Below are 18,994 nucleotides of genomic sequence, written 5' to 3' on the forward strand. Positions count from 1 at the left end.
GGCGACGGCGCTCACGCTGCCGCGCCTGCCGAACATGGCCGGGCGGCTTCGATTTGGCAAGGCTGGCGTTTTTTAGGGGGTATTGAGGGCGCGACATCGCCGCTTGTTTCTTCTCCCCGCCGGGGACAAGGTGGCCCGAAGGGTCGGATGAGGGGGCTAGCTCTCCGAATATCTCGACGCTTGCCCCCTCATCCCGCTGCCGCGGACTTCTCCCCCTCGGGGAGAAGAAACAAGCGGCAACCGCCAATTCGCAGTCAGTTGCGCTATGCGAAAAACGACCGCCCCACCAGCACCTTCAATTCGCCGGCGTGAACCTCCAGCGCCACATCCCGCTCCATGGGCAGCAATTCGCCATCGATGACGCAGCGCAGGTCATGGCGTTTCTTCGGAAAATGCAGCTCCACATCCGTTACGGTCATGGCGGTTACGGCGGCGTTTTCTTTCAGCCTGCCGCGCAGAATATCAAAAGCGAGTTTCGCGACGCCGGAAGGACGCAACGGATCGGCGAGATAAAAACCGAGATGGCCGCCCGAGACATTGTCCGCGACCATCAATGCGCTCTGGCCGAATTCATTGTTGGAGACGGAAATGGCCGAGACCTTGCGGTGCTGCGTTTTGCCGTTAACGGTATATTCCACCTCGAAGACCGGCGGATTGAGGATGACGCTGATGGCGGCGCGGATGCTCGCCTTGATCTTGCCGAGGCGGGAGGCAAAAGCGAGATTGTTGCGATAGCGCACCATGCGCGAATGCAGGCCCGCGGAAAACTGGTGGACGAAGAGCCGGCCATTGGCGCTGGCAATGTCGACACTGGCAATCTCGCCATTCGCCAGCGTTTCCAGCGCCTGGCGAATATCGAGCGGCAGCTTCAGCGAGCGGGCGAAGAGGTTCATGGTGCCGGCCGGAACGATGCCGAGCGCGATGCCGTGTTTCCAGGCGATGGCGGCTGCTGCGGAAATCGTGCCGTCACCGCCGCCGGCAATGATGCCTTCAATGCCCGGCTCATCGGCGGCGCGCTCCATTTCCTCGACGATATCCTTTCCGGAGACGAGACGGCAATCGATGGCGTGGCCGGCGCGGGTGAAGACCTCGCGGGCATGGTCGCAATAGGCCTCCATGTCGGTGGTGCGAAACGTGCCGCCGTCACGATTGAAAATTGCAATGAGCTTCATGTTTCCAACCCGATCCAGTGAGGCAGCCGCGCGTAAATGCCTGACCCTATATAGGGTTCCGAACACCATCGCGTGAAGATGCTCTTTTGCCGAGAATCGCTCTACCGCAACGCATCATTTCATGTTAGGGATCACTTAAGGTCATTTTCATGACCGCGCATCTCCAGTCAGGGCAGACCGCTCCCATACGGTCTTGCCCTTTTTTCTGTGGGCCCTTCCCGTTTTTCAGGTCACGATGAGCCAGTCGAATATTTCCGAAGCCCGCCCTGGCGCGGAGAATGAAACCGTTTACACGGCCGCACCTGCCGTGGCCCTCTCCCCGCTTGCCATCGCGCTCATCGAACTGGCGCTTGCCGCCGGCGGCTTCGGCATCGGCACTGGCGAATTCGCCATCATGGGCCTGCTTCCTGACGTCGCCACCACCTATGGCGTCACCGTTCCGCAGGCGGGTTATGTCATCACGGCCTATGCGCTCGGCGTCGTCATCGGCGCGCCGATCATCGCGGTTCTCGCCGCGCGCATGACGCGCCGCACCCTGCTTCTCGGCCTGATGGGGCTTTTTGCGGCCGGTAATATCTTGAGCGCCGTCGCACCGGATTTCCTGAGCTTCACCGTCCTGCGCTTCATCACCGGCCTGCCGCATGGAGCTTATTTCGGGGTTGCGGCGCTGGTGGCGGCCTCCATGGCGCCGATCCACAAGCGCGCCCGCGCCGTTGGCCGCGTCATGCTCGGCCTCACCATCGCCACCCTGCTAGGCACCCCGCTCGCCACCTTCTTCGGCCAGCTGCTTTCCTGGCGCGCGGCCTTCATGCTGGTTGGCGGCATCGCGCTTCTGACGGTGGCTCTGCTCTGGTTTTTCCAGCCGCGTGACAGGGTGGAGGAAGGCGCGAGCGTCTGGCGCGAACTCGGCGCTTTCCGCCGCGTGCAGGTATGGCTGACGCTCGCCATCGCCGCTGTCGGCTTCGGCGGCATGTTCTCGGTCTTCAGCTATATCGCCAAGACCACCACCGATGTGGCGATGATGCCGGTTTCCACCGTCTCCATGGTGCTGGCGCTGTTCGGCATCGGCATGAATGTCGGCAATGTGGTCGGCTCGCGGCTGGCCGATATCTCGCTCAACGGCACGATTGGCGGCATGCTGGCCTTCAACGTGCTTGTCATGACCGTGTTCGGCATGACGGCGGACAATCCTTTCATGCTCTGCCTCTGCGTCTTCCTGATCGGCTGCGGTTTCGCCGCCTGTCCGGCCGTGCAGACGCGGCTGATGGATGTGGCGCAGGATGCGCAGACGCTGGCCGCCGCCTCCAACCATTCGGCCTTCAACATCGCCAATGCGCTCGGCGCCTGGCTCGGCGGCCTCGTCATCGCCATGGGTTTCGGTTACGCCTCCACCGGTTATGTCGGCGCGGTTCTTTCCCTTCTCGGGCTTGGCGTTTTCCTTGTTTCCGTCACCGTCGAACGGCGCGAAAAGGCGGCTTGAAGCCGCCTTTTTTACAGCCTGCGCCGCCGCCCCTCGCCACGGTGCAGAACCTTGCATAAATTTCATGATCGGGTGCTTGACTCTTTTCGGTTTCAGGCGCAACACGGCCTTACGCGCAGGCCAACCGGCACGGCGCGGATTTCAACGGAGCATCATTGGATGTCTAGCGACAGTAGCAGTCGATTGCCTTTGCCGAGACCGGCGAACGTGAACTGATCCGACCGCTGTCGGCTCACCACCGCGTTCGCCGTGATCGGCGAATCGACGGAAAGGTGAGCAATCATGAACTTCCACAACCTCTCCCAGAGGGCCAGCAAGGCCGCACGTCTTCTTCGTAGCGGAAACGCCGGTTCCTCCACCACCATTGCCGAACGCGTCGAGCACCTCAACACGCTGGATGTCGCCGAGGCCGTAACCGCCCTCCTCGCCATGCCGCAGGCAAAGGCCGTCGCCATTCTCGACCGGCCCGAACTGCATGGCGCAGCCGCCATCATCGCCGATATTCCGGTCGAACAGGCCGCCCGCCTCGTCAACCTGATGTCCGACGACCGTGTTGCCGACGTCATGGCGGAAATGGCGGAAGAACCGCGGGCAAAGCTGTTTTCCCGGCTGGACCGCACGACGGCGCTCTCCATCCAGCATCTGATGGGTTATCCGCCGCGTACCGCCGGCTCGATCATGACCACGGAATTCGTCAGCGTGCCGGACAATTGGACGGTGGAACAGACCCTTTCGCACATCCGCGTCGTCGAGCGGTCGCGTGAAACGGTCTATGCCATCTATGTGCTGGCTGAGGACGGAACGCTTTCCACCGTCGTGACGCTGCGCCGCCTGCTGACCGGCGAAGCCGGCGCCTCCATCCTCTCCGTCGCATCGAAGGAAGGCATCGTCTGCGCCAGCCCCTTGATGTCGCAGGAGGATGTCGCCCGGCTGATCCGCAAGCACGACCTTCTGGCCCTGCCCGTCGTCGATGACCGTTCGCATATTCTCGGCATCGTCACCGTTGACGACGTGATCGACACCATGATCGCCGACACGACGGAAGACGCCCACAAGTTCGGCGGGATGGAAGCGCTGGGCAAGCCCTATATGACGATCGGCTTTCCGGACATGATCCGCAAGCGCGCCGGCTGGCTCGCAGCGCTCTTCCTCGGCGAAATGCTGACGGCCAGCGCCATGCAGCATTTCGAGGGCGAGCTGGAAAAGGCAGTGGTGCTGACGCTTTTCATTCCGCTCATCATGTCGTCGGGCGGCAACTCCGGTTCGCAGGCCACCTCGCTCATCATCCGGGCGCTGGCGCTTGGCGAGCTGAAGCTTTCCGACTGGTGGCGGGTACTGCTCCGGGAAATCCCGACGGGCTTGACGCTCGGCTGCATTCTGGGCGCTATCGGCTTCCTGCGTCTGACGGTCTGGCAGCAGGCGGGCTTTTATGACTATGGCGAGCACTGGCTGCTGGTGGGGGCAACCGTCTTTGCGGCGCTTGTCGGCATCGTCACCTTCGGTTCGCTCGCCGGTTCCATGCTGCCCTTCGTGCTGCAGCGCCTGCGGCTCGATCCCGCCAGCGCCTCTGCCCCCTTCGTCGCGACGCTGGTGGATGTCAGCGGGCTCATCATCTACTTCTCGGTGGCGCTGGTGATCTTGAGCGGTACGTTGCTCTAAAAGACGAAAGGCCCGCTCGGAAGAGCGGGCCTTCAACTTTTTAGGGCACAGAATAATCTCTCCTCCGTCATGCCGGACTTGATCCGGCATCCAGCCACGGCGCGTCTGCGCCGTGAGAAACGAGTCTATTGCGATCAAAGACTTGATCGCGCTGGACCCCGGATCAAGTCGGGGGTGACGGAGTGCGGATGATGCAACTTTGCCAAAAGCGTCGTTTCAATCGACAAAGCCCTAATCACCCACCCGCGTTGATCACGCCCGTTCCCAGCAGCCCCAAAAGAATGACGCCAATGACCACGCGGTACCAGACGAAGGGCATGTAGCTCTTGGTGGAGACGAGCTTGAGGAACACGACGATCACGGCATAGCCGACCACGAAGGCGATCAGTGTCGCGAGCCCCGTCGGTCCCCAACCGACCGGATTGTCCTCGCCGATGCTCTTGAAAAGCTGGTAGAAACCGGAGCCGAAGACGGCGGGAACGGCGAGCAGGAAGGAGTAACGCGCCGCCGCCTCGCGGGTATAGCCTAAAAGCAGGCCGGCACTGATGGTGCCGCCCGAGCGCGAAACGCCGGGGATGAGCGCCATGGCCTGCGCGAAACCGAACAGGATGCCATCGCGCCAGATAAGCTGGTTCAGCTTGTAACGCTTCTCACCGATTTTATCGGCAACGCCGAGAACGATGCCGAAGACGATCAGCATCACGGCGGTGATGTAGAGGTTGCGCAGCGAGTGCTCGATGGCATCCTTGAAGAACAGGCCAAGAAAGACGATCGGCACGGAACCGATGATGATGAGCCAGCCGAGCCGGGCATCAGCCTTGTTATACTCGCCGAGGCGAAAGTTCTGCCGGAGCCAGGCGATGGCAATGCGCATGATATCCGACCAGAAATAAACCAGCACGGCCGCTTCGGTGCCGATCTGCGTAATCGCGGTGAAGGCGGCTCCCGGATCCGCACCGGAGGGCAGGAACTCCCCGGCGATCCTCAGATGCGCGCTTGAAGAAATCGGAAGAAATTCCGTAAGCCCTTGCAAAAAGCCGAGAAATGCGGCCTCCAACCAACCGATGCTCATGTGTCCTGATGTCCCTGCTGCGAATCGAGATCGCAGCATTATGCATCAATCGGGGCAAATACATGTTGCATCGCACCATGAAAAAGGCGCGCGAAGGGGTGCGCTTTTACCCGTGATTTTTCAGGCGGCCTTTTCCTTCGCCTCGGGAAGGCGGGTATATTTCTCGCCGTTCTTGCACACGACATGGGCGTCGCCCCAGCTTTTCAGCGCCGAAATCACCGGTATCATCGTCTCGCCGAGCGGCGTCAGCGCATAATCCACGCGCGGCGGCACCACCGGAAAGACGGTGCGGGAAATCAGGCCGGCCTCTTCCAGTTCGCGCAGCTGCTTGGTGAGCATGCGCTGGGTGACGCTGGGAATATGGCGGCGCAGCTCGTTAAAGCGCAGCGTGCCCTCATTGATGAGGTGATAGAGGATCACGCCCTTCCATTTGCCATCGAGGAAACTTAAAGCCGATTCCACCGGGCAGCCGGGAAAGTTGCCGGTGAGCTTGGCGCGCGGTCGCGACATCACAGTATCCTTTTTGTATGTATCATCACAAAATGTGCATTCTTGCGATCGATGTTCATATGTATCAAGTAAGAGGCACGCAAACAAGCAAAGGAGACTGTTCATGCGCGCCATCGGTTACAGGACCAGCCAGCCCATCACCGCGAAAGACGCCCTCGTCGATATCGACCTGCCCCAGCCGGAAGCGAAGGGGCATGATATTCTGGTGGAAGTGAAGGCCGTTTCGGTCAACCCCGTCGATACCAAGGTGCGCCGCAACCAGTCGCCGGAAAACGGCGAACCCCGCGTGCTCGGCTTCGATGCGGCGGGCGTGGTGAAGGCCGTCGGCGACAAGGTCTCGCTGTTCAAGCCGGGCGACGAGGTGTTTTACGCCGGTGTCATCAACCGCCCCGGCTCCAACAGTGAGTTCCATCTGGTCGATGAACGCATTGTGGGTGCAAAGCCGAAATCCCTGAATTTCGAGGAGGCCGCCGCGCTGCCGCTGACCGCCATCACCGCTTACGAGACGCTGTTCGACCGGCTGCGGGTGAAGGAGCCGGTTCCGGGCGCGGCCAACGCCATTCTGGTCATCGGCGGCGCGGGCGGCGTCGGCTCCATCGCCGTCCAGCTTCTGCGGGCGCTGACCGACCTCACCGTCATTGCCACCGCTTCACGGCCCGAGACGATTGCGTGGGTGAAGGAACTCGGCGCACATCACGTCATCGATCACAGCAAGCCGATAGCCCCGCAGGTGGAAGCGCTCGGCCTCGGTGCGCCGGGCTTTGTCTTCTCCACCACCCATAGCGACATTCATGCCGCCGACAGCGTGGCGACCATCGCGCCGCAGGGTCGTTTCGCGCTGATCGACGATCCGGCCGGCGGCTTCGACGTCATGGCCTTCAAGCGCAAATGCGTATCGATCCATTGGGAAATGATGTTCGCCCGCGCCGTCTTCCAGACGCCTGACATGATCGAGCAGCACAGGCTGCTGAACCATGTCGCGCAACTAGTCGATGCCGGCAAGATCAAGACGACGCTGACGGAGGTTTTCGGCACCATCAATGCCGCAAATCTCATCAAGGCGCATGCGCTGATCGAGAGCAACAGGGCCAAGGGCAAGATCGTGCTTTCGGGCTTCTGATCGCCGGTGAGGCGTCCGCATCGCGGACGCTTCTCTTCCGCTTATGGAGATGTTTGGGCCGAGCGCAAGACCGCGCGGCTATTCCTGTCAGTCGTCGTCCGGATCTTCCGGGCACGGCCAGGAGGCCGGCGCGGTGAGGCCGTTCGGCAATTTGGTCTTGGCGTCGCCGCAGGCAATGTCGATCTGCTTCTGATCAAGGCCGGTGGCCATGGAAAGATCGAGTCCTTCGATCCTCGTCAGCAGCAGGAATGCGCTGGTGAAATCCACCGGACCGCCGAGCTTGGCGCCGCCGAAACGGGCGCGTGACAGATTGGTCAGCGAGAATTTCGAGCCGTTCAGCGTCGCGCCCTCGAAATCGGCGCGGCCGAGTTCGGCCTTGGTGAAATCCGTGCCGTCCAGCTTGGTGTTTTCGAATTTGGTCCGCTGCATTTCAGCATTGACGAATTTGGCGTTGGTGGCGTCGGCGGCGGAAAAATCGCTGCGATAGGCTTCCACCTTGGTCAGATTGGCGCCCTGCAGGTTCGCCTCGCCAAGAGCCGTGCGGATGAGCTTGGCCTTCTCGAGATTGGCGCCCTTCAGCGACGAACCGCGCAGGTCGGTATAGGTGAAATCCGTGCCGTAAAGCATTGCCGAATCGAGATTGCTGCCGCCCAGCATCAGCAGACGCTTGTTGCATTCGCGCCAGTCGATGCCGGCCATGGCATCGGTACGGCAGCTTGCAGCCACCAGCGGACCGCCGCTGAAAGAAACGGCAATCATCGCAAGCGCCGCCACACCGGCAACGAACCCTGTCTTCCGCACGATATTCAGCCTTTGAAAGCCGGACATTCCTTCACTCCCTGTCGTCGGGCGACGGCACTTAGGACCATATGCACATTCAAGGCGTTACCGCATCGCTGAACCACAATCCACGGGCCACGCGACCATGCAACACCCCAACATCCTATATGTAAGAAATCGAAGAGCAATCCACAAATACTGACGGGGAGACGGGCTCTGGACGCTGCTCTTCCTCATGTCGGGTTTGACCCGGCAACCGGCAACGGCGCGTCTGCGTCGTGTGAAATGAGCCCTTCGATCAGAAGTCTGCCCGTTCCGCACATGTCGTCACTCCCGGCCGCATGACACAATGGCTGAGAGTGATTGCGAGCGATCTTCCCACGCTCGGCATCATCCTCGGGCCTGTCCCGAGGATCTATCCACGTATCGTAAAATCAATCCGTTGCAGATGCTCGGGACAGGCCCGAGCATGACGGAAGAGAAGGCTCCGCCCGTAATCGCCATCACATATTGGCGTAAACCGGCCCTTCGCCACCCTGCGGCGGTACCCAGTTGATGTTCTGGTTGGGGTCCTTGATGTCGCAGGTCTTGCAGTGCACGCAGTTCTGGGCGTTGATGACGTAGACTTCTTCGCCGTCCTTCTCCACCCATTCGTAAACGCCGGCCGGACAATAACGCGTCGAAGGACCGGCAAAGACATCGTGCTCAGACAGTTTTTGCAGCGCCATGTCCTTCACCTGAAGATGCACCGGCTGGTCCTCCTCATGGTTGGTGGAGGACAGGAACACCGACGACAGCCGGTCGAAGGTCAACACACCATCCGGTTTCGGATAGGCGATCGGCTTGTGCTTTGCGGCCGGCTCAAGGCTCTCCGCATCCGTCTTGCCATGCTTCAGCGTGCCGAAGAAGGAGAAGCCGAACAGCTGGTTCGTCCACATGTCGAGACCGCCGAGACCGACGCCGATGAGCGTGCCGAACTTCGACCACAGCGGCTTGACGTTTCTGACCCGCTTCAAATCCTTGCCGATATCGCCGTCGCGCCATTCCGCCTCGATCTCCGCCACCTCGTCATGGGCGCGGCCGGCGGAAATCGCTGCGGCGATCTTTTCCGCCGCCAGCATGCCCGACAGCACCGCATTATGGCTGCCCTTGATGCGCGGCACGTTGACGAAACCGGCGGAACAGCCGATCAGCGCGCCGCCGGGGAAAGTCAGCTTCGGTACCGACTGGTAGCCGCCTTCGGTGATGGCGCGCGCACCATAGGAAATGCGCTTGCCGCCCTCGAAGGTCTCGCGGATGGCCGGATGCGTTTTGAAGCGCTGGAATTCCTCGAAGGGATAAAGATAGGGGTTCTTGTAGTTGAGGTGCACCACGAAGCCGACGGCGACAAGGTTATCCTCGAGATGATAGAGGAAGGAACCGCCGCCGGTCTTGAAACCGAGCGGCCAGCCGAAGGAATGCTGCACGAGACCCTGTCTGTGCTTCTCCGGCTTGACCTGCCAGAGTTCCTTGATGCCGATGCCGAATTTCTGCGGCTCGCGATCCCTGGACAAATCGAATTTGGAAATCAGCTGCTTGGCGAGCGAACCGCGCACGCCCTCGCCGATCAGCACATATTTGCCGTGCAGCTCCATGCCGCGGGTGAAGTTCGGGCCCGGCTCGCCGTTCTTCTCGATGCCCATATCGCCGGTGGCGACACCGATGACGGCGCCCTCGTCATTATAGAGCACTTCAGTTGCGGCAAATCCCGGATAGATCTCGACGCCGAGCCCTTCCGCCTTTTCCGCCAGCCAGCGACAGACCAGCCCAAGCGAGACGATGTAATTGCCGTGATTGTTCATGAGCGGCGGCATCATGAAATTCGGCAGGCGGATGGAGCCGGCCGGGCCTAAGAACATGAACTGGTCGTCCTTGACCTCGGTCTTGAAGGGATGCCCCTCCTCTTCGCGCCAGCCCGGCAGCAGCCTGTCGATGCCGATCGGATCGACCACCGCACCGGAGAGAATATGCGCGCCGACTTCGGCACCCTTTTCGAGAACGACGACCGAAAGCTCCGGCTCCACCTGCTTCAGCCGGATCGCGGCGGCAAGGCCCGCGGGACCCGCGCCAACGATCACAACGTCGAATTCCATCGCTTCGCGTTCGGGCAGTTCCATCGCTTCCGTCATCTCATCCTCTCCGCATCGCCGGTCCCATCCGGCTGTTGTTATATCCGCTTTCCGGCATTCCCGGCGCATCGCCCGCGCCAGTCAAAAAACCATCCGCGACACCGCATCCCAGCGCCTGTCTTCGCAAAGCAGGACGCCTTTGTCGAGCTTCTATAGCGGCAAAACATGTCGCACGCCAGTCAATTGTCAGACAACCTGATGATTGCTTTATTACTTTTACGTTCACGTAAGATTTATAATATAACTGGGAAAGAAAAGCGTCAAGGGTTGTGGATATTTGGGGCCGCGTCTGTATTCGATATTAAATAGTGACCCCGTATTGAGAGCGTTTTCCAATATCAATCAGAACTTCCATTTACGGTCAGAAACAGGCCCGGATTACTCTATGCATTCTTTGGCTTGAAGACCGAGACCATGGCGCGCCCTGCAATCTGGAAAGGGTAGACAGATTTGGGCCAGCCTGTATGTAAGGCTTGGGCAAGGTCCAAAGCGCACTGATGATTCATCAGTCGGGAACGTCAGACAGGCACCTAATGGGCACGCCCTAATCTTTGCAACAGATTGATAGGATAATATGGTGGATGTTTTCTTTTCGGCAGACGTTGAAACAGATGGCGCCATTCCTGGTCCCTATTCTATGTTGTCTTTCGCCTTAGTTTACGCCGGGACGTATGACGGCAACACGTTCTCCCGCCCCCAAGAATTTACGCGCTCCTTCTATCGCGAACTTAAACCCATTTCAGACGCTTTCGACCCCGAAGCCTTAGCGATCAATGGCCTTGATCGAACACAACTTTTACTACATGGCGCGTCACCCGATAAAGCGATGGATGAAGCTTTTGATTGGATTCAGGAATTCTCCGGTGCAGGAAAGCCGGTGCTGGTAGCCTATCCACTCTCCTTCGACTGGACGTGGCTCTATTGGTATTTTATTCGATATTCTAAGCGCGGCTCGCCTTTTGGGCATTCGCGCTGTTTCGATCTAAAAACTGCGGTTGCCATCAAAACCGGTCGAACCATTAGCTCATCCAGCAGAACAAAGCTTCCCATTCGCTTCACTTCCGATCGACCGCATACCCACCACGCCGTCGATGACGCGATAGAGCAGGCAGAGATATTTGCAAATATTTTCGAGAGTGGAAACGAATGAGTTATATTAGCGAAAGAAAAAAAGCCACAGTAGAACGCTTCACCGAACTACAGACACATCTGACGAAAGCGAGTGAAATATTATCGGGGACCGCCTGTGTCTATGCTACAGGCTCTTTTGGCCGCCTCGAAGCAGGTGAGCAAAGCGACTTAGATGTTTTCATAGTGAGTAAGACGGCAGAAATTGATCGAGACGACAAAAAGCTTATGTTTAATCAGCTGTCTAATCTTGATACTATTCTTGTGAAGGCCGAACTTATTAAGGCTATCAATACGCTAAATATGCCGAAATTCGATGCAGACGGAAAATATCTCGCAAGTCATTCGATCCATGATCTCAAAGCGCATCTGGGTACGGCAGAAGACGACTATCGCAACACCCTAACTGGACGATTGCTTCTTTTCCTCGAGAGTCGCCCCCTTATTGGTGAAGAAGTGTATGAGGAAATCATCGATGAAGTGATCGCTGCATATTGGGGTGACTACGGAGATCATTCCTCTGATTTCATTCCCGCTTTTCTTACAAATGATATCCTCCGACTCTGGCGAACTTTCTGCGTTAACTACGAATCCGGCCGCCGCTCGCAGAAGGGCAACGCAAAAATCAAGAACCACAAGCTAAAACATAGTCGAATGTTAACGTGCTACTCTGCACTACTTTTTCTTCTAGCAGTATATAAATTGGATGGCACAGTTTCTCCGGAACGAGCCAAAGAAATGACGAAAATGACACCCACTGATCGTTTGCAATGGCTTCTACAGGAGCAATCTTTCAGTGACGTCCATGATAAGATTTCGGATCTTCTTGAAAAATACGGTGACTTTTTAAAGAGAATGGATCAGCCAAAGGAAAAGCTCAAAGAGCTTTTTGAAAGCAACAGCAAAGATTGGGTTCAAAAATCATATGAGTTTGGCGATACACTTTTTGAGATATTATCAGCACTAGGCAAGGATACGAAATTTTTTAGACTGATTGCGGTTTAACGACTGCTTTTGCTGCCCTGATTGAATTGTGCGCTTCTTCCAAAGCACTGAAATCAGGGGGGGCCGCATTTAGTCTTTGATAAATTTAACCAACCCATACTTCTGCTAGATCGCCCATTCCTCATCCGTCGTGAACACGATCGTCAGCCAGCGGTCGCTCCCCTCCCGTCCAGCGCATCGCCGATCTCGTCGCGGACCGTGTCCCATTCCTCCAGACGCCGGGGCGGCCATTTCTTCGGCACGATGAAAAAGAGTTCGATCTGACGGCCGCGGCTGACGCGGGCGACATAGGAATAGTGGGAGGAGAAGCCGAATTTCTCCACCGTCTCGGCCGCCACCCGGTCCACATGCTGCCTGAATTCCAGCGGGCCATCAGAAGTATGCCCGCCAGCGCCTGTTTCACATTGCTTCTACAGCGACGTGGCATTTTGCTGCCGTCTTCTCATCGTTTCACGTACCTGTCCGCGCTATGTCGCAACCAGATTTCAGGAGAGTGACTGCCGCGACCCGTCAAGTCGCGGCAGGCAATCAGGCGACGTCCTGAAGTTGCGCTTCGCCGTCGTGGAGGAAGCACGCCCTGTTAAAAAGGCCGAGATCGACGAAGTTGGGAAGACGAATATCGCGGATGTCGGGAAGCCGCTTGCTTTCCGGATCGAACGATCTGTCGATTTGCGAAATGAAGCCCAGAACGCAACCTGACCGTCGCGCAAAATCACCGAGGGCTCGTAGCTGCTCGGAAAGAACGGGCTTGCTCCGCTGTTGATCCAGCGCCTGGAGATAGTCGATCACCGCGACTGTTCCCGGTCGCGACCCCGACATCCGATCGATGATATAGTCCGCACTAATTTCATCGGAAGTGACAATCTGAACCTGGTTGGCGAAGCCGCCAGTCTCCCTTTCAAGCGATTGGAGATATTTTCCCGCCTGTTTTTCGGTCAATTCCAACGTAAACAGAAACGCCTTGCGGCCGTCCCGGGCCGCATCGATCAGAAGCTGAAGACCAAGCATGGTCTTGCCCTGCCCCGGTCGGCCGGCGAGCAATAACAGGTCGCCGGCATCGAGACGGGAAAGTACCGTTTCGGAAAGTGGCCCGGAAGACATCCGGGACGACAGCATGCTCCACCTTGCAAAGCCCTCTTCTTGCGCGATCTGATCCAGCGCTTCGTTCAGTGGAACATCATTGTTTCGCGCCATGAGCTTTGCACGGCGTTTAAGCTGAAATATCGGTGCAGAAAGTTTCATCAAAGACCTCCATTGCGAGCCGAAACGCAACCCCTCCTCATGCGATGCTCGAACAGATGGTTCGATGATTTGGCGTCACCCTGCATGTGCGATGCTTTCCCGAAAGGAGGGGGGAGGCTTGGGTCTAGCCTGTGGTTGAAAGCTAGCGGGTTGCGCGATTCGCAGCAAGGGGCGCAAGCCATTCGCCACATCGCAGTTACCGGATCCTGTCCTCATAAAGCAGGACGCCTTTGTCGAACTTCTATAGCGGCAAAACAGGCCACGATAACCGGCCGGCAGGCCGTCGGAATTGCTACCTGATGTTGCGCTCGAGTTGCGGGCACCATAAAACCTGTCATGCACCATGAAAAAGAACGTCAGTTCAATTGAGGAGAACGCCACCTTGAAGCGATTGATTCCCGCGCTGTTGCTATTGTCATGGTTTGGCGCGATGCCCTTGGTGGCAAAGGCCGATGTCTCTTCCGCCAATCAAAACGAATCGGCCGCAGCATTTCAGGGCCTCGACACGCTCGCACGGGAAACGCGCGCGCAGGGAGATTTACCGCGATTGTCCAACCCCGCTCATGCGAAGGTGCTGGACCGGCTCTGGAATGTGGAGGGGACCCTTGGCAGGCAGCCATACCGGTCCGCCGATGTTCCGGCGCTCATCGCCATCGGCGCGAATGCGGGCGCCGTTCTTAAAACCTATGCACTGTTTACCCCACAGAACGGCAGTCTTCCGGACACAGCGGCAAATACGTTCAAATACCAGGACGAAATCGCACGCGCCGGAGCCTATCTATTACATGTCCAGGCGGCTCAGCTGGAGGCGATTGCCGATTTTGTCGCCGTGCTTCCTGCCGATCAGATGAACAAGGCGCGCCGCGATGGCCTGCACCAGATGCGCCTTGGCATCATGGAGCAGTTTACCGGACTGACCCTTATGCTGCGCTCACCGAATTTGCGATCCGAGAACCGGCTCATTTTGCTGAACGCCCTCAATGCCAGCGCCATTCCCGTGGTCGCCGCGACCTCCCTTGCCGACCGAACCGCCATGGCCACCCAGATCGACACGATTTTGCCGGAACTGTCCGGGCTTGAACGCGATAAGGCGCAGGCGCTGAAATCGCTCTTCATGAACCAGAATTGCGACGGGCTTTGCGCGATGGATCGGTAGCTGCTCATACCCGGTTGACGCAAAGGGGCTGCAACCCCGCCCCTCAGAATTCCCCACTCAAACCGCCCATTCCTCATCCGTCGTGAACACAATCGTCAGCCAGCGGTCGCTCCCCTCGCCGCCCAGCGCATCGCCGATCTCGTCGCGGATCGCGTCCCATTCCTCCAGACGCCGGGGCGGCCAGTTCTTCGGGACGATGAAAAAGAGTTCGATCTGACGGCCGCGGCCGACACGGGCGACATAGGAGTAGTGGGAAGAGAAGCCGAATTTCTCCACCGTCTCGGCCGCCACCCGGTCCACATGCTGCTTGAATTCCAGCGGGGTGACCAGAAGAATGTCCGCGAGCGCCTGTTTCACATTGCCGAGCGGCATGGGAATGATGACGAGGCAGACCAGCGCCAGCACGGCCGGGTCGATATAGGGTGCGAGCCATGCCTGCGCCGTTCCCGTAAGCCCATAGCCCACGGCGAAGGCGACGAAGAGCGCCATGCTCAGAAGCGCGCTCATCAGCCAGCTTTTGGCGTCCAGCGCCACAAAGGCGGATTTCAGCCGGCGGTTCTGCCGTTTGACGAACCATGCCATGGCGAGCGAGACGGCGAAGCTGACGAAGGTGACGACGATGGCGTAATCGAACTCGATCGATCTGCCGCCATCCATCAGGCTGTCGACGGCATTGATGAGGGCGTAGATCGCCGCCCCCATCAGGAGCGTGCCGTTAAGCCCGAGCACCATCGGCTCCAGATGCCAGAAGCCCATGGTGAAACGCTCCACCAGCCGACCGCCGGGTTTGGGCGCGGCGGAAGCGGCGATCAGCCGTGCGACAAGCAGCGCCAGCACCGTCATGAAAGCATCCGTCAGCGCATAGATACCATCGAAAACCACGGCGAAGGAGCCGGAGAACAGGCCTGCGCCGATGCCGAAGAGCGCCAGCAGAACCGTGACGGCAATGGAGAATTTGAGCAGGGATTGTTCTGTCATGACGTGTATTTTACCTTCGAAACCGGACGCTGCCTTGCTCGAAGCGTTTTCTCTTTTCCTCGAATTTCCTCGAATCGAGAAAACGCTCTAACTCTTTGTTTTGTAGCATTTCCAGGCGGAAAACCGGGGTCCACTTTTCTTGGAAATGCTCTATAAACAGCACATTGAGCACTCACAAGACAGGACAAAACCCATGGATCTCGGCATTTCCGGCAAACGCGCCCTCGTTCTCGCCTCCTCTCGCGGCCTTGGGCTGGGCATTGCCACCGCGCTGGCGAAAGAAGGCGCACATGTCCTTCTTGTCGGCAGAAGCGGCGAAAAGCTGGAAGCGAATTGCAAGGCGATCAATGCGCTCGGCAAGGGCAAGGCCGACTGGGTCTGGGGCGATCTGGCCGAGGACAATTTCGTCGAGGCCATGGTTCAGGCCGTCAGGGAAAAGCTCGGCGGCATCGATATTCTCGTCAACAATACCGGCGGCCCGACGCCGGGCCTTGCGCAGGAGATGACGGCCGACAAGCTGGATACCTTCTTCCAGTCGATGGTGATGCGCGTCATCACGCTTACCAATGCGCTTTTGCCGCAGATGAAGGAACAGGGTTTCGGCCGCATCCTGACCGTCGCCTCCTCCGGCGTGTTCGAGCCGATCGCCAATCTGGCGCTGTCCAATACGCTGCGTGGCGCACTGGTCGGCTGGAGCAAGACGCTGTCCTCCGAAGTGGCCTCCTTCGGCATCACCTCCAACCTGCTGCTGCCCGGCCGTATCCATACCGACCGCATCGATGAACTCGATGGCGCCAACGCCAAGCGTCTGGGCAAAAGCGTCGAGGAAATTCGCGAGGCTTCCGTCAAGAGCATTCCGGCCGGCCGTCTCGGCACGGTCGAGGAATTCGGCGCCGCCGGCGCTTTCCTCTGCTCGGTTCCGGCAAGCTATATCACCGGCACGATGCTGCGGGTGGATGGCGGCGCGGCGAAGTCGAATTAAGGCGCGGCACAAAATGGCTTAAAGCCGCCACACGGCATTATCGCCCTTTATGAGAGAATGATCTTGCCATTTACCGTCAACCGCCAAGATTGCCGCAACGTTGCGGCCTGCGTGGCGGTTGCCGGCGAGCGCTTAAAAAAGACCGGCGACGCTTGCCATTCCGTCTGCCCTGTGCAATCAACCGCCCTCCTCTGACATCGGGGTGCCAAAGGCATCCCTTATTTTCACGCCGGGCCGCCTTTCAGGCCGGGCGGGTGTTTCTATCGGCAACAAGGATATGGCGATGACGCAAAAGCGGGCTCTCGGCCTCGATTTCGGCACGACCAACACGGTCATGGCTCTTTCCGACACGGGCGGCGCCAGCCGTTCCATGCGCTTCACCAGCAGCGCGGGCACGGATGACAGCATGCGCACGGCGCTCTCCTTCATGAAGGATGCCGGCCTTGGTGCGGCCGCCCTGCATGTGGAAGCCGGCCATGCCGCCATCCGGCAATTCATCGACAATGCCGGTGACTGCCGTTTCCTGCAATCGATCAAGACATTCGCCGCCTCGCCGCTGTTTCAGGGCACGCTGATCTTCGCCAAGCGCCAGAGCTTCGAGGATCTGATGGACGTGTTCCTGCGCAAGCTGAAGGCCTATGCGGGCGAGGAATGGCCGGGGGACGTCTCCACCGTCATCGCCGGCCGGCCGGTGCGTTTCGCCGGCAGCAATCCGGATGAAACACTGGCGCTCGCCCGTTACAACGAGGCGCTCACCCGCGCTGGTTTCCCGGAAATCCACTATGTCTATGAGCCGGTGGCGGCCGCCTATTATTTCGCCCAGAGCCTGAAGAAGGACGCCAATGTGCTGGTGGCGGATTTCGGCGGCGGCACCACGGACTATTCGCTGATCCGCTTCGAAACCCATGCCGGCAAGCTTTCCGCCACCCCCATCGGCCATTCCGGCGTCGGCGTGGCGGGCGATCATTTCGACTTCCGCATGATCGACAATCTGGTCTCGCCGGAAATCGGCAAGGGCAGCAAGTTCAAGAGCTTCGACAAGGTACTGGACGTGCCCTCCGGCTATTACGTGAATTTCGGCCGCTGGAACCAGCTGTCGATCTTCAAGACCTCGAAGGAGTTCACCGACCTCAAATCGCTGGTGCGCTCGGCGCTGGAGCCGGAAAAGCTCGAACTCTTCATCGATCTGGTCGAACATGACGAGGGTTACCCGCTCTATCAGGCGATTTCCGCCACCAAGATGGCGCTCTCCTCGGCGGAAGAAGCGGAATTCAACTTCGCGCCATTGGGCAAGGCCGGCCGCAAGATGGTGAAGCGCAGCGATTTCAACAACTGGATCGCCGAAGACCTCGCCAAGATAGAAGAAGCGCTCGACGAGGTTCTGGAAAAGACGAAAGTCGCGCCCGATGCCATCGACAAGGTGTTCCTGACCGGCGGCACCTCCTTCGTGCCGGCGGTTCGGGAGCTTTTCACCCGCCGTTTCGACGCCGACCGCATCGAAAGCGGCGGCGAGTTGCTCTCGATTGCCCATGGTCTCGCCATGATCGGCGAAAGCGGCGACATTCAGCGCTGGACAGTGTGATTTGCGGGTTTCCCGGGCGGGGAACATGGGGTAATTTCCGCCCATGATCGCCGCTCACGACCTCTCCCCGGCCGAACTCGCCGCCCTCCTGCATTTCCATGCGGATGCGGGCGTGGACTGGTTGCTGGAGGACCAGCCGGTTGATCGTTTCGCCGAATTTGCCGCCGCCCGCCCGGCCCGATCCGCGCCTGCGCAGGAGGCCGCAGCAGCTTCGCGCCAGATGGAAAGGCCGGCGGACCACCGTGCCGATGCGCCTCAGCGGCAGGCGGCGACGCGCAACGCCCCGGCGCGCGGCGCACCGGCGGCCCCCGCCATTCAGCAGAATGTCGCCATGCCGGACGAGCAGGCCGTGGCGGCGGCGCGTTTTGCAGCCGAAAGCGCGCGGTCGCTTGCCGAGCTGAAAACCGCACTCGACAGTTTCAGCGGCTGCAACCTCAAGAACAGCGCGCGCAATACGATCTTTACCGAAGGCGACCCCGCCTCCGCCATCATGGTCATCGGCCCGATGCCGGATGCCGATGACGACCGCGAGGGCCTGCCCTTCGCCGGCAAGACCGGGCTGTTGCTCGACCGCATGCTGGCAGCCATCGGCCTTGAGCGCAGTACCATCATGCTCGGCAATGTCGTGCCCTGGCGGCCGCCGGGCAACCGCCCGCCGACTCAGGCCGAAATGGATATCTGCCGCCCCTTCATCGAGCGTCAGATCGCCCTTGCGGAGCCGAAACACCTGTTGCTTCTCGGCAACTTTACCGCACGTTTCTTCTTTGGCGGCACCGGCACGATCCATACGCTGCGCGGACAGTGGCGTGATGTCGCAGCCGGACACCTGATTTTGCCCGCTTTGGCCAGCCTGCATCCGCAGGAACTTTTGAATGCGCCGGCCAGCAAGTCATTGGCATGGCAGGATTTATCGGCTTTTCAGGCAAAGATTGCCGAAGGCTGATTGCCTTATTCTTGCTC

Annotated in this window: 16 protein-coding genes and 1 pseudogene; 9 read left to right on the forward strand and 8 right to left on the reverse strand. The window is 59.2% G+C overall.

Annotation, left to right across the window (positions count from 1 at the left end; translation table 11 throughout):
- Nucleotides 1–263: 263 nt before the first annotated feature.
- The gene (locus tag ACQZ5N_RS17955; RefSeq protein WP_174056547.1) at nt 264–1,172 is read right to left on the reverse strand and encodes a diacylglycerol/lipid kinase family protein; all 909 of its coding nucleotides are present in this window, start codon (nt 1,170–1,172) and stop codon (nt 264–266) included.
- Between the two features lie 235 nt (nt 1,173–1,407).
- On the opposite strand from ACQZ5N_RS17955, the gene ACQZ5N_RS17960 reads away from it, so the two are divergent.
- Both ACQZ5N_RS17960 and mgtE read left to right on the forward strand, forming a co-directional pair.
- Nucleotides 1,408–2,652, forward strand: coding sequence for an MFS transporter (locus ACQZ5N_RS17960; RefSeq protein WP_051671853.1), 1,245 nt, complete (start codon nt 1,408–1,410; stop codon nt 2,650–2,652).
- 282 nt (nt 2,653–2,934) lie between these two features.
- On the forward strand, nt 2,935–4,311 hold the full coding sequence (gene mgtE, locus ACQZ5N_RS17965; RefSeq protein WP_448733671.1) for a magnesium transporter: 1,377 nt from the start codon (nt 2,935–2,937) through the stop codon (nt 4,309–4,311).
- A gap of 235 nt (nt 4,312–4,546) precedes the next feature.
- Here the strand turns inward: mgtE and ACQZ5N_RS17970 are convergent, their stop codons facing one another.
- Complete coding sequence (locus tag ACQZ5N_RS17970) at nt 4,547–5,383, reverse strand: undecaprenyl-diphosphate phosphatase (RefSeq protein WP_080817340.1); 837 nt, start codon at nt 5,381–5,383, stop codon at nt 4,547–4,549.
- A gap of 120 nt (nt 5,384–5,503) precedes the next feature.
- Nucleotides 5,504–5,893 (reverse strand): winged helix-turn-helix transcriptional regulator, encoded by a 390-nt coding sequence (locus ACQZ5N_RS17975; protein ID WP_448733672.1) that lies wholly within the window; start codon nt 5,891–5,893, stop codon nt 5,504–5,506.
- A 103-nt stretch (nt 5,894–5,996) separates the two neighbouring features.
- Here ACQZ5N_RS17975 and ACQZ5N_RS17980 point away from each other — a divergent pair, with 103 nt between their 5' ends.
- Nucleotides 5,997–7,013: a zinc-binding alcohol dehydrogenase family protein gene (locus ACQZ5N_RS17980; RefSeq protein WP_448733673.1), complete on the forward strand. Its 1,017-nt coding sequence runs from the start codon at nt 5,997–5,999 to the stop codon at nt 7,011–7,013.
- An 87-nt stretch (nt 7,014–7,100) separates the two neighbouring features.
- Here ACQZ5N_RS17980 and ACQZ5N_RS17985 read toward each other — a convergent pair whose 3' ends face one another.
- Together ACQZ5N_RS17985 and ACQZ5N_RS17990 are read right to left on the reverse strand one after the other, a co-directional pair.
- Nucleotides 7,101–7,841, reverse strand: coding sequence for a pentapeptide repeat-containing protein (locus ACQZ5N_RS17985; RefSeq protein WP_020808663.1), 741 nt, complete (start codon nt 7,839–7,841; stop codon nt 7,101–7,103).
- A gap of 455 nt (nt 7,842–8,296) precedes the next feature.
- Nucleotides 8,297–9,961, reverse strand: a complete 1,665-nt coding sequence (locus ACQZ5N_RS17990) for an electron transfer flavoprotein-ubiquinone oxidoreductase (RefSeq protein ID WP_448733674.1) — start codon at nt 9,959–9,961, stop codon at nt 8,297–8,299.
- A gap of 577 nt (nt 9,962–10,538) precedes the next feature.
- Here ACQZ5N_RS17990 and ACQZ5N_RS17995 point away from each other — a divergent pair.
- A complete protein-coding gene (locus tag ACQZ5N_RS17995; protein WP_448733675.1) occupies nt 10,539–11,111 on the forward strand; it encodes a 3'-5' exonuclease in 573 nt (190 codons plus the stop codon).
- Nucleotides 11,108–12,094, forward strand: a complete 987-nt coding sequence (locus tag ACQZ5N_RS18000) for a nucleotidyltransferase domain-containing protein (RefSeq protein ID WP_142778936.1) — start codon at nt 11,108–11,110, stop codon at nt 12,092–12,094. Before ACQZ5N_RS17995 ends, ACQZ5N_RS18000 begins: the two co-directional genes overlap by 4 nt.
- A 105-nt stretch (nt 12,095–12,199) precedes the next feature.
- Here ACQZ5N_RS18000 and ACQZ5N_RS18005 read toward each other — a convergent pair.
- Nucleotides 12,200–12,500: pseudogene (locus ACQZ5N_RS18005) on the reverse strand (cation transporter); the annotation flags it as partial.
- Between the two features lie 122 nt (nt 12,501–12,622).
- The gene (locus tag ACQZ5N_RS18010) at nt 12,623–13,336 is read right to left on the reverse strand and encodes a DNA helicase (protein ID WP_448733676.1); all 714 of its coding nucleotides are present in this window, start codon (nt 13,334–13,336) and stop codon (nt 12,623–12,625) included.
- 343 nt (nt 13,337–13,679) lie between these two features.
- Between ACQZ5N_RS18010 and ACQZ5N_RS18015 the strand changes: the two genes are divergently transcribed.
- Entirely contained in the window at nt 13,680–14,492 is an 813-nt protein-coding gene (locus tag ACQZ5N_RS18015) for a hypothetical protein (RefSeq protein ID WP_448733677.1), read from the forward strand.
- Between the two features lie 57 nt (nt 14,493–14,549).
- On the opposite strand, the gene ACQZ5N_RS18020 is transcribed toward ACQZ5N_RS18015, so the two are convergent.
- Nucleotides 14,550–15,470, reverse strand: coding sequence for a cation diffusion facilitator family transporter (locus ACQZ5N_RS18020; RefSeq protein ID WP_448733678.1), 921 nt, complete (start codon nt 15,468–15,470; stop codon nt 14,550–14,552).
- A 193-nt stretch (nt 15,471–15,663) separates the two neighbouring features.
- On the opposite strand from ACQZ5N_RS18020, the gene ACQZ5N_RS18025 reads away from it, so the two are divergent.
- The 3 genes from ACQZ5N_RS18025 to ACQZ5N_RS18035 all read left to right on the forward strand — a co-directional run bounded on the left by ACQZ5N_RS18025 (nt 15,664) and on the right by ACQZ5N_RS18035 (nt 18,977).
- Entirely contained in the window at nt 15,664–16,452 is a 789-nt protein-coding gene (locus ACQZ5N_RS18025; protein WP_174056539.1) for an SDR family oxidoreductase, read from the forward strand.
- Between the two features lie 283 nt (nt 16,453–16,735).
- Nucleotides 16,736–18,034, forward strand: coding sequence for an Hsp70 family protein (locus tag ACQZ5N_RS18030; RefSeq protein WP_448733679.1), 1,299 nt, complete (start codon nt 16,736–16,738; stop codon nt 18,032–18,034).
- A gap of 43 nt (nt 18,035–18,077) precedes the next feature.
- Nucleotides 18,078–18,977 carry a uracil-DNA glycosylase gene (locus tag ACQZ5N_RS18035; protein WP_448733680.1) on the forward strand — a complete coding sequence of 300 codons (900 nt, stop codon included), beginning with the start codon at nt 18,078–18,080 and terminating at the stop codon, nt 18,975–18,977.
- Nucleotides 18,978–18,994: the final 17 nt, after the last annotated feature.

It is taken from the genome of Agrobacterium sp. 22-221-1 (assembly GCF_053522445.1).